The following is a 13,262-nucleotide window of genomic DNA, read 5'->3' as shown; positions in this document are numbered from 1 at the left end:
CCGTCGTGTTCGTGGTGTGCGGGGTCAGCCCTGGAGCGAGTACTCGGTGTAGCCGAGGATCTCGTAGCCGTCGTCTCCGAAGTGGAAGAGTTCGAAGGTGGCGGAGGTGGGGTCGCCGTTGTCGTCGAAGTCGATGTCGCCGCTGGTGCCCTGGTAGTCGATGCTCTCGCCCTGGTCGAGGAGGTCGCGGCATTCCTCGAAGGAGTTGCACTCGGTGCCTTGGGGACGGCTGATCTCGGGCAGGTGTTCGACGTAGACGGTCGGGTCGGGTGACTCGGCGGATTCGGCGGCCAGGGCGATGGCGGTGACGCAGTCGAAGATCTGGGGCGCGAATTGGAAGGCTTCGAGTTCGGGGTCGAACTCGCGCAGTCCTTCGTTGAACTCGGGGTTGTCGGCGCTGGGGGCGACCCCGGTGGTGCCGAGGACGGCCTCGGGCCGATTGTCCGCGACGGTTTCGGCCAGGCCGGGGTCGTTGAGGCCGTCGGTGAGGTAGAAGGTGCTGCGGACCTCGCTTTCGATGAGGGCGGCCATGAGCTGTGTGCCCTCTTCGAAGGAGATGAGGGCGATGGCGTCGGCGTCGGCTCGGAAGACCCCGTCGATGACGGCGCCGAAGTTGGTGCTGTCGGGGTCGTAGGTCTCGCTGACGAGGACGTCGACGCCGAGGGAGTTCAGTTCGTCCTCGACGGCCGTGAGATAGCCGGTGCCGTAGTCGTCGGCGCGGGCGACGATGGCGGCGGAGGTGTGGCCGTCCTCGACGATCTGTTGGGCGAGGACGGGGCCCGCCATGAGGTCGCTGGGGGCGGTGCGGAAGAAGTAGCCGTCGTCGTTGATCTCGGAGAGTTCGGGGGCGGTGTTGGAGCCCGAGCACTGGACGATCTGGGAGCCGGTGATGGTGTCGTAGGTGGCCTGGGTCATGGCGGAGGCGGCGGCGCCGATGACGGCGTTGACGTTGTCGTTGACGAGGGTGTTGGCGGCTTCGTTGGCCTGGGCGTTGTCGCCGGCCTCGTCGGCCTGGACGGGTGGTGGTACCTGTTCGCCGAGGATGCCGCCGGCGTCGTTGATCTGGGATATGGCGTATTCGACGGCGGAGAGCTGGGGCGGGCCGAGGAAGGCCAGGGATCCGGTCTGTGGGTAGAGCAGGCCGTAGGTGAAGGCGCTGTCGTCGGCTTCGGAGGCGTCGGAGCAGGCGCTGAGGGTGAGTACGGCGGCGAGCGCGGTGGCGGTGAGCGCCAGGGCCGGGCGCGTGTCGGTGGTCATCGGGTCGGTCCGTTCGGGGGTCGGGGGGCGGTGTGGGCTCGGCGCGCGTGTGGGTGGGCGCCGGCCCGGCGTGCGTGGGGTCGGCCGTCGTGGGCGGCGGGTGCGAGGACCATCGCGGTGGTCGTGGCGGTCGGGCCGAGTGCTTTGGTTCGTGCCACGGACTCGGTCATTTTGTACGGATATGACGAGGCACGGCGCGCGGGTGGCGGCCGTGCCGGTCGGAGGAATGGCGCCGGGGGTGCGGGGCGCGGGCCCCGCACCCCCGGCGCGGTGTTGCGTGTGCGTCGATGAGTCCGCTACTTCGGGACGTGGCGTCCGGTGTGGGGACTACTCGTCGGTGGAGTACTCCTCGTAGCCCCGGACCTCATGGGTGTCGCCGTCGAAGCCGAAGACCTCGAAGGTGGCGGAGGTGGGGTCACCGTTGTCGTCGAAGTCGATGTTGCCGCTGGTGCCCTGGTAGTCGATGTCCTCGTCCTCGTTGAGCAGGTCGCGGCATTCCTCGAAGGAGTTGCACTCGGTGCCTTCGGGGCGGCTGATCTCGGGCAGGTGTTCGACGTAGACGCTCGGGTCGACGGAGCCGGCGGACTCGGCGGCCAGGGCGATGGCGGTGACGCAGTCGAAGACCTGCGGGGCGAACTGGAACACGTCCAGTTCCGTGTCGAACTCACGGATCCCGTCGTTGAACTCGGGGTTGTCGGCTCCGGGCGCGATGCCGGTGATGCCGTCGACGATGGACGGGTCGTCCTCGTTGACGGTGGTGCCCAGCTCGGGGCTGTTGAGGCCGTCGGTGATGTAGAGCTGGTCGCCCTCGACGCCGCTTTCGAGGAGTTCGGCGATGACCTGGGCGCCCTCTTCGAAGGAGATGAGGGCGACGGCGTCGGGTTCCTCGTTGGCGACGGAGTTGACGACACTGTCGAAGTTGGTGGCGTCGGGGTCGTAGGTCTCGGTGAGCGCGACCTCCGCGCCGAGGGCCTCGAGTTCGTTCTGGACGGCTTCGAGGTAGCCGTTGCCGTAGTCGTCGGCGCGGGCGACGATGGCGACACTGGTCTGGTTGTTGTTGACGATCTCGCGGGCCATGACGGGGCCGGACATCAGGTCGCTGGGCGCGGTACGGAAGAAGTAGCCGCCGTCGTTGATGTCGCTGAGGTCGGGCGCGGTGTTGGAGCCCGAGCACTGGACGATTTCGGCGCCGGTGACGGTGTCGTAGATCGCCTGGGTCATACCGGACGCGGCGGCGCCGATGACGGCGTTGACGTCGCTGTTGACGAGGCTGTTGGCGGCCTCGTTGGCCTGGGCGCCGTCGGCGGCCTCGTCACCTTCGACGACCTCGGGGACCTCGGTGCCGAGGATGCCGCCGGCGGCGTTGATCTCGGAGACCGCGTACTGGGTCGCGGTGATCTGCGGTGGGCCGAGGAAGGCGAGGGCACCGGTCTGGGGGTAGATGATGCCGTAGGTGAATTCCTCGCCCGCGGAGTCTCCGCCGCTTCCGCCGTCGTCACCGTTGCCACACGCGGTCAGCCCCAGCACTAGGGCCGCGGTCGCGGCAGTGAGTCCTAGGACCTTCTTGCTTGCCATGATCGTGGTCACTCCGTTCAACCGGCGGTGCACGTACTGCGTGGCGCAGCCGTGCCGATGATGCATATGCGTCCTGAAGTCCGCGATGTGTGGCATGACTTAATCAGGAGCGTTAGTGGAGCTTAATCATGGAAGTTCCGTTACGTGAAGCTGGAGGGGACGGTTGCGTCCGACTCGCTTTCATGCCGTTATGAACCTGTGGTCAAGGTGAGGGCCATTGGGCCTGGTTCCTGGACGAATGTGACTGATAAAGGTCGGTCGGCTGCAATCTGTCATGACGGCGGGGCATGGCACGGGCCGACCGTCAACGTGTGACGGCCGGCCCGTGTAGTGCGCCTATGTTCGCCCGTGAAGGTGGGCTTGTCGTTCGGGTCCGGTCCCGCTCAGTTCTGGGGCGCCTCACGGAGCATGCAGGTCAGACGGGAGGTGCACACCTTGCGACCGGCGTCGTCGGTGATGGTGATGTCCCAGGTGGTGAGGGTGCGTCCCAGGTGGACCGGGGTCGCGACACCGGTGACGTGGCCCTCGGTGGCGGAGCGGTGGTGGGTCGCGTTGATCTCGATGCCCACGGCGATGCGTCCGAATCGGCGCGCGTGGATGGTGGAGCCGATGGAGCCGAGGGATTCGGCCAGGACGCAGGAGGCTCCGCCGTGCAGCAGTCCGAAGGGTTGGCGGTTGCCCTCGACGGGCATGCGACCCACGACGCGTTCGGGTGAAGCCTCGGTGACCTCGATGCCCATGGTGTCGCCCAGGCCGCCGGTGAGTGTTCCGGAGTCCAACATTTCCTTGAGTTCCCGGGCCTGCGTGCTCATGGTGGTGCCTTCCGATCCGCTGTTCCCGTGGTGATGGCCACGGAGTGTCCCCAGCGCATCCTAAGATTTCCCTTGTGGTGACCAAGCGAGAGACCCCCGAACAGACAGCCCCGGCCGATGGCGGGCGCCCCCGACTGCTTCTTCTGGACGGCCACTCGATGGCCTTCCGCGCGTTCTTCGCGTTGCCGGTGGAGAACTTCGGTACCAGTACCGGGCAGTCGACCAACGCCGTGTACGGGTTCGCCTCCATGTTGGTGAAGTTGTTGCGTGATGAGGAGCCCACGCATGTGGCGGTGGCGTGGGACCTGTCCGGCCCCACGTTCCGGGACGAGGAGTACGACGGTTACAAGGGCGGCCGTTCGGAGACCCCGCCGGAATTCCCGTCCCAGGTGCCGTTGACCCAGGACCTGATGCGGTTGATCGGCGTGACCAACCTGTCCGCGCCCGGTTTCGAGGCCGACGACGTGATCGCCACGCTCGCCCACCAGGGTGGCGAGGCGGGTATGGAGGTGCTGATCGCCTCCGGTGACCGGGACGCCTTCCAGCTGGTCACCGAGAATTGCACGGTGCTGTACCCGGGCAAGAGCCTGTCGGATCTGCGGCGGATGGATCCGGCGGCGGTGGAGGACAAGTACGGGGTCTCGCCCGAGCGTTATCGGGACTTGGCCGCGTTGGTGGGGGAGAAGGCCGACAACCTGCCCGGTGTGCCCGGGGTGGGGCCCAAGACCGCCGCGAAGTGGATCGCCAGGTTCGGGTCCCTGGAGGCCCTGGTGGAGCGCGCCGACGAGGTCACCGGTAAGGCCGGGCAGAACTTCCGCGACCATCTGGCCGACGTGCTGCGCAACCAGCGTCTCAACAAGCTGGTCACCGACGTGCCACTGGACGCCGAGGTGGGTGCGCTGGGTCTGGGCGAGACGGACCGGGCCGGGGTGGACGCGCTCTTCGACAACCTGGAGTTCGCCTCCAGCCTGCGTGAGCGCCTGTACACGGTGGTGCGCACCGCGGACCAGGGTGAGGGCGAGGGCGTCGACGGCTCCGGTGAGGGTTTCGAGGTGGACGTGACCGTCGCCGGCACCGGCGATGTGGCGGCCTGGCTCACCGAACACGCCTCCATCGACGGTGTGACCACCGAGGCTCCGGCCGGACTGGCCCTGGAAGGTGCCTGGGGGCGGGGGACCGGTCGGGTGGACGCGCTGGCGGTGACCGTCGCCGGCGGTGCCTCCCTTTACCTGGACCCCACTCTGCTGGACGTCGCCGACACCGATGCGCTCGCGGCCTTCCTCGCCGACGCCGATCGTCCCAAGGTGGTGCACGAGTACAAGGGCGCCCTGCTGGCCCTGGGCGCGCACGGGTGGTCCCTGGGCGGCGTGGTGAGCGACACCGCGCTGGCCGCCTACCTGGCCCAGCCCGGGCAGCGCCGGTTCGATCTGGTCGACCTGACCCGCAAGTACCTGGGTCGGGAACTGGAGGAGGACACCGACGGCGATCAGTTGGCCCTGGACCTGGGCTCGGAGGGCGAAGGGGGCGGGCGCGGCCGTGTGCTGTCGGTGCGCGCCGCGGCCACCCGGGACCTGGCGGTCGTGCTCGCCGCGGAGTTGGGCAAGCGTGGTGGGTCGCACCTGCTGCGCGAGGTGGAGCTGCCGCTGGTGGACGTGTTGGCGCGGATGGAGCGGGCCGGGATCGCCGCGGACCGCCCCTATCTGGAGGAGTTGCAGGCGGAGTTCGCCTCGGCGGGACGCGCCGCGGTGGAGCGGGCGCACGAGATCGTGGGCCGTGAGTTCAACCTGGGTTCGCCCAAGCAGTTGCAGCAGGTGCTGTTCGAGGACCTGGAGCTGCCGAAGACGAAGAAGATCAAGACCGGGTACACCACCGACGCCGACGCGCTGGCGTGGCTGGCGGGGCAGACCGTCAACGAGCTGCCGGGGGTGCTGTTGCACCACCGGGACCAGACCAAGCTGCGCACCACGGTCGAGGGTCTGATCAAGACCGTCGCCGACGACGACCGCATCCACACCACGTTCAACCAGATGGTGGCGGCGACCGGGCGGCTCAGCTCCACCGAACCCAACCTGCAGAACATTCCGGTGCGCACGGACGTGGGTCGGCGGATTCGGCGGGCGTTCGTGGTCGGTGCGGGCTACGACGAGCTGTTGACCGCCGACTACAGCCAGATCGAGCTGCGGATCATGGCGCACCTGTCCGGCGAGCAGGCGCTGATCGACGCGTTCAACAGCGGTTACGACTTCCACGCGCAGATGGCGGCGCGGGTGTTCGACATCGCGGTGGAAGAAGTCGACGGCGAGGCGCGTTCCAAGATCAAGGCGATGAGCTACGGGTTGGCCTACGGGTTGAGCGCCTATGGGCTGTCGCAGCAGTTGGGGATCGCTCCGGACGAGGCCAAGCGGCTGATGGAGGACTACTTCGCCAGCTTCGGCGGGGTGCGCGACTACCTGAACGCGGTGGTGGAGCAGGCCCGCAAGGTCGGCTACACCGAGACGATCCTGGGCCGACGCCGCTACCTGCCGGATCTGACCAGCGACAACCGGCAGCGCCGGGAGATGGCCGAGCGGATGGCGTTGAACGCGCCGATCCAGGGTTCGGCGGCCGACATCATCAAGGTCGCGATGTTGCAGGTGGACGCGGCGCTCACCGAGGGCGGACACGACTCCCGTGTCCTGCTGCAGGTGCACGACGAACTCGTGGTGGAGATCGCCCCGGGTGAGCGCGAGGCGGTGGAAAACCTCGTGACGCACGAGATGGGCTCGGCCTATGATCTGCGTGTTCCGCTGGGCGTTTCGGTCGGCAGCGGACAGAACTGGCACGACGCCGCGCACTAGCGCGGAAGATCGAGAGGGTGGGAACGGTGGCGGGGCAGGACGAGACCACGAAAGGTCTGGCCGTGGGGCCCGTGACCGTTCCCGCGGACGCTTTGACGTGGCGGTTCTCCCGGTCCTCGGGGCCGGGAGGGCAGCACGTCAACACCTCCGACACCCGGGTGTCGTTGTCGCTGGACGTGGCGTCCTGTCGGGCACTGGGAGAGACTCGCCGGGCCCGGGCGTTGGAACGTCTGCGGGGGCGCCTGGTGGAGGGTGTGCTGACGGTGTCGGCGCAGACCCACCGGTCGCAGGTGCGCAACCGGCTGGAGGCCCGGGAGAAGCTGGCGTCGGTCCTGGCGGAGGCGATCGAGCCCCCGCCGCCGGAACGGCGCGAACGCAAGCCCTCCAAGAACGCCAAGCGGCGTCGGTTGGACGCCAAACGGCGCCGGAGCGAGGTCAAACGGGCACGTTCGCGGCCTTCGATGGAGTGATCTTCGGCTCCTTCGGGGACGGTTCGGGCCCGTGGGAAGGCCATGAGGTTACGGGTGGGTAAGCACCGTCGGACATGCGACGTCGTCCAGTTGATCTTGACCGTCCCGCTCGGGTAGGTTGCGGCCAATATGCCCTTCGTCGGGTTGGCGGTCCTGGGTTCCGATTGACCAGGACGCCCTTGTCTCATATTCTGGCCAGAGCGTTGTGGGTTTCGTGCGTGCCGTCTGTCGTCCCCGTAGGGGGCGAAGGGTTGCACCGCATCGGTCACCACTCTGGACTCAGGTAGTCGGCGGTCACGGACGGCTCGTTCCGTACATGTGCCCCTGCTCCTCACATCTGGACGACGGATCGAACAGCCCGAGCCCGCGGCGTGCCCATTTCCTGAACCTGTCCGTATCCGGAGTCCACCCACAAATGACGAGCAGCACCGAGGCCACCTCGACACCCCAGGTAGCGGTCAACGACATCGGGTCCGAGGAAGCCTTCCTCGCGGCGATCGACGAGACCATCAAGTACTTCAACGACGGTGACATTGTCGAGGGCACCATCGTGAAGGTCGATCGAGATGAGGTCTTGCTCGACATCGGCTACAAGACCGAGGGTGTCATCCCCTCTCGGGAACTGTCGATCAAGCATGACGTCGACCCCGGTGAAGTGGTTGCCGTCGGCGACCAGGTCGAAGCCCTCGTTCTCCAGAAGGAGGACAAGGAAGGCCGTCTGATCCTGTCCAAGAAGCGCGCTCAGTACGAGCGGGCCTGGGGCACGATCGAGAAGATCAAGGAAGAGGACGGCGTCGTCACCGGCACCGTCATCGAGGTCGTCAAGGGTGGTCTCATCCTCGACATCGGCCTCCGCGGCTTCCTGCCGGCCTCCCTGGTCGAGATGCGCCGCGTCCGCGACCTCCAGCCCTACGTGGGCCGCGAGCTCGAAGCCAAGATCATCGAGCTGGACAAGAACCGCAACAACGTGGTCCTGTCCCGCCGTGCCTGGCTCGAGCAGACCCAGTCCGAGGTTCGCCAGACGTTCCTCAACACCCTCCAGAAGGGTCAGATCCGCAAGGGCGTCGTCTCCTCGATCGTCAACTTCGGTGCCTTCGTGGACCTGGGTGGCGTCGACGGTCTGGTGCACGTCTCGGAGCTGTCCTGGAAGCACATCGACCACCCGAGCGAGGTCGTCGAGGTCGGCCAGGAGGTCACCGTCGAGGTTCTCGACGTGGACATGGAGCGTGAGCGTGTCTCCCTGTCGCTCAAGGCGACCCAGGAAGACCCGTGGCAGCAGTTCGCCCGGACCCACCAGATCGGCCAGGTCGTTCCCGGCAAGGTCACCAAGCTGGTTCCGTTCGGTGCGTTCGTGCGCGTCGAAGAGGGCATCGAGGGCCTGGTCCACATCTCCGAGCTGGCCGAGCGCCACGTCGAGGTGCCCGAGCAGGTCGTCCAGGTCGGCACCGAGATCTTCGTGAAGATCATCGACATCGACCTTGAGCGTCGTCGCATCAGCCTCTCGCTGAAGCAGGCCAACGAGGCCGTCTCGCCCGACCAGGTGGACTTCGACCCCACCCTGTACGGCATGGCCGCGGACTACGACGAGCAGGGCAACTACAAGTACCCCGAGGGCTTCGACCCCGAGTCCGGCGAGTGGCTCGAGGGCTTCGAGGCTCAGCGGGACGAGTGGGAGCGCAGCTACGCCGAGGCGCAGGCTCGCTTCGAGGCTCACCGCAAGCAGGTCGAGGAGGCGCGCGCGGCCGAGGCCGACGCCGCCAACGCTCCTGCTCCGGAGGAAGAGGAAGAGTACACCGGCGGCGGTGCCCAGAGCACCGGTTCCACCGGCACCTCCGACTCCGGCAGTGGCGCCCTGGCCTCCGACGAGGCCCTGGCCGCTCTGCGCGAGAAGCTCGCGGGCGGCGAGGCTTAAGCCTCTGGTCGTTCGAGGGGCCGTTCCCACTTCGGTGGGGGCGGCCCCTCGCCGTGTGTCAGGCTCTAGGTTGAAGCCCGTGAAGGGGAGCGCACCAGGAGGCGACGTGTTCGAGATCCACCCGGCCACCGTGGCGGACGCGGGGGAGCTGTTCACCCTCCAGCGTGCCGCCTACGTCGATGAGGCGCAGACCTACGGGGACCCGTTCATCCTGCCGCTCACCGAGGGGTTGTCCCGGATCGAGGGACTGTTGGCCTCGGGGGACGCGCTGGTGCTCAAGGCGGTGGTGGGTCATCGGCTGGTGGGCGCGGTGCGCGCGGCGACCACCGACACGACCGGGGTGGTGGGTCGCCTGGTCGTGGCCCCCGACGTGCGCGGGCGCGGGATCGCCCGGGCGTTGATGGAGCGGCTGGAGGAGGACCTGCGGCGCCGTCGCCCGGAGCTTGCGGCGTTGACCCTGTTCTCGGGGGCGCAGAACACCACCGAACAGCGCCTCTACCGTCGGCTGGGCTACGCCGAGACACACCGGGAGCGCGTCGCCGACCACCTGGTGATGGTGCACATGCGCAAGGAACTGGGGCGGGTGACGGCGGGGTCGGTGTGACGATCGCGCACTCCGACCTCTAGGGTTTGGCGCATGCTGAAAGTGGGACTCACCGGCGGGATCGGTTCGGGCAAGAGCGCGGTCTCGGCCGCGTTGGCCTCCTATGGGGCGGTGGTCATCGACGCCGACGCCATCGCCCGCGAGGTGGTGGAGCCGGGGACCCCCGGGCTGGCCGAGGTCGTCGCCGAGTTCGGGGAAGGGGTGCTCACCCCCGAGGGTCGGCTGGACCGGCCCAGGCTGGGTGAGCTGGTGTTCGCCGACGAGACCCGGTTGGCTCGGCTCAACGCCATCGTCCACCCCAGGGTGGGCGAGCGTAGCGGCCGGCTGATGGAGGAGGCGTTGGAATCCGGCGCCAAGGTCGTGGTCTACGACGTCCCGTTGCTGGTGGAGAACGGTCTGGAGTCCCTCTACGACGTGGTGGTCGTGGTCGACGCCCCCGACGAGGTACGGGTGGAACGCGTCTCCCGTGACCGCGGCATGCCGCGTGAACAGGTATGGGCCCGCATAGCCGCCCAGGCCGATCGCGAGACGCGCCTGGCCGCCGCCGACTTCGTGGTGGACAACTCCGGTACCCGTGAGGAGCTGGCCGAACGCGCCGCCGAACTGTGGAGTGAGCTCCTGGACCGCGCCGGCTAGGCGGTGTTCCCCGGGCCCGAACCGACGACCTCCCGTGGTTCACCGAACAGGACACCGGTGCCCGGTGCCTTCGGGTAGGGGCTCGTGCCCGATCACTGCCAGAGCGCGGCGACCAGCACGTTCACGGTCGCCAGCCCTCCCGCGGTGTGGAACATGGGTTTGACCCTGCCTTCGCGACTCTGAGCGCGTGCGGCCAGGAGGGCCGTGACGAGCACGGTGACCCCGATACCGAGCTTCACGGCGATCTTGGCGTGGTTCACGTCGGCGCCCGTCGCGTAGCCGACGCCGACCAACGCCATGCCGGTGGCGACCTGGACGACCGCCCCTCCGAGCATGAGACCGGTGGCGAAGCCCGTGCTCCGACGCATCTGCACGAAGAACGTGCCGACGATCGTTGCCATGCCGAACAGGTGAGCGGTCAGGAGAAACGACTGGATGACTTCGAGCATGGACACGAGTTCCGTTCGGATGAGAGGGGCGGGTCGGGAACGGTGGCTCGCGTGTTCGCCACCACCAACCTTCAGGCAAGCTGAAGGATAGCAGCGCGGCTCATCGGAGACGGTCGGGGTTCACCTTGGAGGAGAATGGGGCCATGGTGGACGAAGAAGTGTGGCCGGGCGCCCCTGTGACGAGCACGTCGGTGCTGTTGCTCACGCTGGCCCGGACGATCGAGTCGGAGCTGAGCGATGCCCTCTCGGAAATCGAACTGACGGTGGGTCGGCTCGGGCTGCTCGGGCACATCGCGAGTGTTCCGGGTGCCTCGTTCAGTGACCTGGCCCGGATGTCGAACATCACGGTCCAGAGCACGCACACCGCGGTGAAGGCGCTCAAGGCCGCCGGCCTGGTACGGGACGACACGGCCCGCGCCGGTGCCGCCTCCAGGATCACGCTCACCGGCGAGGGGCGGCGGATCCTGGGCGAGGCGATGCGAGTGGTCGGTACCGTCGACGAACGGCTTTTCGGTGCCGAGGCCGATCCGATCCAACGGCGGATCGGCGAGACCGTACAGGCGGCCTTCCGGGCCGCGTGACCTCTAGGGTTCGGGTTCCTCGTCCAAGGTTTCGGAGAGTGAGGTGCCCGCCGCCACGGCCTCGCGGACCAGGTCCTCTCGCACGCTGAGGGCGGCGCGCACGCTCAACAGACTGGAGTCGAGTTCCTCGGTGGGGGTGGGGTCCTGGCCGGAGGTGAGGGCCAGGTCGGCGTAGTCGGCGGCCCGGTCGGCGATCTCCTGGCACTGTTGCCACTCGTGGTGGGCGAGGACGGCGGCGTGGACGCGTTCGCCGTAGGCGGCGAGTTCGTCGACCCGGCGGGAGAGCGCCCGGTGGGCGCGGGAGACGGCTTCGGACTGCGGGGCCAGGGCACGGGTGACCTGGTCGGAAACGGCGTCCTTGCGGCGTTGGACCAGTTCCCGGCGTAAGGAGCGCAGCCGCAGCAGTTCCTGGGACAGGCGCCATTCCTCCTGGCGTAACAGGGGCAGGGTCTGAGAGGCGTCGAAGGAGTGGCCGAGGACGCGTCGCCCCTCCTCGACCCGGTCGGTGGTCTGTTGCAGGCGTGCGAAGAGGTGCGCCTCGGGTTCCTCGCGGCGGGTGGCGAGGGAGGAGGGACGGCCGAAGTCCTCGGGCAGTACGTATCGGCCGTGGTGTTCGGTGGCCAGGCGTGCGGGCATACCCGGGCGCATGATGGCGGCGCTTCCGGCCGCGCCGGTGACGAGGTAGAGCGCGGCCAGGGCCGGGTCGCCCGGTAGAGCGGTGCCCAGGGCCTCGGAGGCGATCCAGTGCGCGCCCAGGACCCCGGCGAGCGAGGTGGGCAACGCCCAGAACGCGTGCATGATCAGGTCGGGCCAGTCATCGGCGACGCCGCCTCGGCGGGCGACCAGCCCGAGAAGGAGAACGGTCCCTCCCAGACACAACAGGACCGTCAGCGGAACGACGAGGGAGTCGACGAGGAGGGCGAGGGCGGCGGCGGAGGTACTTCCCAGGAGCAGGCCCAGGGCGCTCTCGCGCCAGGTGGGGCGGCGTGGTCGGGCCTTGGTGGCGGGGACGAGCCGGTCGGTGTGGGCGCGCAGCCGTTCGATGGTCCTGGCGGGAAGTGCCGGGTCGAAGGTGGGTCTGGAGGGGTGGGACACAGCGCGTACCTCACTTTTCGGGCACTTTTCGCTTCTTTCGATGGTAACGCCGAGGAGTCGTTCGGCCAGGGATGTCAGAGGCGGTCTGTAGCGTTGGGATGAGGGGACGGTTCGACGGGAGATTTGAGGGCTAGTGAGACCGGTCAGCGACATCAAACGCAGTGAGGCCCCGTTCGAGGTCGTCTCGGAGATGACCCCCGCGGGCGACCAGCCGCGCGCGATCGAGGAGATCAGTGAACGGGTGCGGGACGGGCGCGAGCACACGGTGCTGTTGGGCGCGACCGGTACCGGTAAGACGGCCACGGTGGCGTGGACGGTGGAGCGGCTGCAGCGGCCCACGCTGGTGATGCAGCCGAACAAGACCCTGGCCGCGCAGTTCGCCAACGAGTTGCGGCAGATGATGCCCAATAACGCGATCGAGTACTTCGTCTCGTACTACGACTACTACCAACCCGAGGCCTACGTCCCCCAGAGCGACACCTACATCGAGAAGGACTCGTCGATCAACGACGAGGTGGAGCGTCTGCGGCATTCGGCGACCAACTCGCTGCTCACCCGGCGCGACACCATCGTGGTGGCGTCGGTGTCGTGCATCTACGGTCTGGGCACGCCACAGGAGTACGTGGACCGGATGGCCCGGTTGGCCGTGGGCATGGAGGTCGACCGGGACGACCTGTTGCGCCGGTTGGTGGAGATGCAGTACTCGCGCAACGACACCGCCTTCACCCGTGGCACGTTCCGGGTGCGCGGGGACACCATCGAGATCATCCCGGTCTACGAGGAGCTGGCGATCCGCATCGAGATGTTCGGTGACGAGGTCGAACGGCTGATGACGCTGCACCCGCTCACCGGCGAGGTGCTGGGGGAGAGCGAGGAGATGTTCATCTTCCCCGCGTCGCACTACGTGGCCGGTGAGGAGCGCACCGAGCGCGCCATCGCCACGATCGAGGCGGAGCTGGGGGAACGGCTCACCGAACTGGAGGGGCAGGGCAAGCTGCTGGAGGCGCAGCGGCTGCGGATGCGCACCACCCACG

Annotated in this window: 12 protein-coding genes; 7 read left to right on the top strand and 5 right to left on the bottom strand. The window is 68.1% G+C overall.

The genetic code is table 11. From position 1 onward, the window contains the following. Nucleotides 1-24: 24 nt before the first annotated feature. The 3 genes from ABZ717_RS16355 to ABZ717_RS16345 form a co-directional block, all read right to left on the bottom strand. On the bottom strand, nt 25-1,257 hold the full coding sequence (locus tag ABZ717_RS16355) for an ABC transporter substrate-binding protein (RefSeq protein WP_358510697.1): 1,233 nt from the start codon (nt 1,255-1,257) through the stop codon (nt 25-27). A 327-nt stretch (nt 1,258-1,584) separates the two neighbouring features. Beyond that, nucleotides 1,585-2,832 (bottom strand): ABC transporter substrate-binding protein, encoded by a 1,248-nt coding sequence (locus ABZ717_RS16350; protein WP_358510694.1) that lies wholly within the window; start codon nt 2,830-2,832, stop codon nt 1,585-1,587. Nucleotides 2,833-3,215: 383 nt separating this feature from the next. After that, nucleotides 3,216-3,644: a hotdog fold thioesterase gene (locus ABZ717_RS16345; RefSeq protein ID WP_358510691.1), complete on the bottom strand. Its 429-nt coding sequence runs from the start codon at nt 3,642-3,644 to the stop codon at nt 3,216-3,218. 74 nt (nt 3,645-3,718) lie between these two features. On the opposite strand from ABZ717_RS16345, the gene polA reads away from it, so the two are divergent. From polA to coaE, 5 genes are all read left to right on the top strand, one after another. Continuing rightward, nucleotides 3,719-6,481: a DNA polymerase I gene (gene polA, locus ABZ717_RS16340; protein WP_358510688.1), complete on the top strand. Its 2,763-nt coding sequence runs from the start codon at nt 3,719-3,721 to the stop codon at nt 6,479-6,481. Between the two features lie 26 nt (nt 6,482-6,507). Further along, entirely contained in the window at nt 6,508-6,951 is a 444-nt protein-coding gene (gene arfB / locus ABZ717_RS16335) for an alternative ribosome rescue aminoacyl-tRNA hydrolase ArfB (RefSeq protein ID WP_358510685.1), read from the top strand. A 415-nt stretch (nt 6,952-7,366) separates the two neighbouring features. After that, nucleotides 7,367-8,863: a 30S ribosomal protein S1 gene (gene rpsA / locus ABZ717_RS16330; protein WP_067603027.1), complete on the top strand. Its 1,497-nt coding sequence runs from the start codon at nt 7,367-7,369 to the stop codon at nt 8,861-8,863. Nucleotides 8,864-8,969: 106 nt separating this feature from the next. Beyond that, nucleotides 8,970-9,467, top strand: coding sequence for a GNAT family N-acetyltransferase (locus tag ABZ717_RS16325; protein ID WP_358510681.1), 498 nt, complete (start codon nt 8,970-8,972; stop codon nt 9,465-9,467). Nucleotides 9,468-9,500: 33 nt separating this feature from the next. Next, entirely contained in the window at nt 9,501-10,103 is a 603-nt protein-coding gene (gene coaE / locus ABZ717_RS16320; RefSeq protein WP_358510678.1) for a dephospho-CoA kinase, read from the top strand. 92 nt (nt 10,104-10,195) lie between these two features. Here coaE and ABZ717_RS16315 read toward each other — a convergent pair whose 3' ends face one another. Beyond that, nucleotides 10,196-10,552: a hypothetical protein gene (locus ABZ717_RS16315; RefSeq protein ID WP_358510675.1), complete on the bottom strand. Its 357-nt coding sequence runs from the start codon at nt 10,550-10,552 to the stop codon at nt 10,196-10,198. A 143-nt stretch (nt 10,553-10,695) separates the two neighbouring features. Between ABZ717_RS16315 and ABZ717_RS16310 the strand changes: the two genes are divergently transcribed. Beyond that, complete coding sequence (locus ABZ717_RS16310) at nt 10,696-11,133, top strand: MarR family winged helix-turn-helix transcriptional regulator (protein WP_358510672.1); 438 nt, start codon at nt 10,696-10,698, stop codon at nt 11,131-11,133. Between the two features lie 3 nt (nt 11,134-11,136). On the opposite strand, the gene ABZ717_RS16305 is transcribed toward ABZ717_RS16310, so the two are convergent. Continuing rightward, a complete protein-coding gene (locus tag ABZ717_RS16305; RefSeq protein WP_358510669.1) occupies nt 11,137-12,228 on the bottom strand; it encodes a hypothetical protein in 1,092 nt (363 codons plus the stop codon). Nucleotides 12,229-12,361: 133 nt separating this feature from the next. Here ABZ717_RS16305 and ABZ717_RS16300 point away from each other — a divergent pair. Continuing rightward, nucleotides 12,362-13,262 (top strand): DEAD/DEAH box helicase family protein (locus ABZ717_RS16300; RefSeq protein ID WP_358510666.1); only part of this gene is annotated, 901 nt, incomplete at its 3' end.

This window comes from Nocardiopsis sp. NPDC006832, assembly GCF_040635885.1.
In the GTDB taxonomy this organism is placed as follows: Bacteria; Actinomycetota; Actinomycetes; order Streptosporangiales; family Streptosporangiaceae; genus Nocardiopsis.
This window is presented reverse-complemented; position numbering and strand designations above follow the sequence as displayed.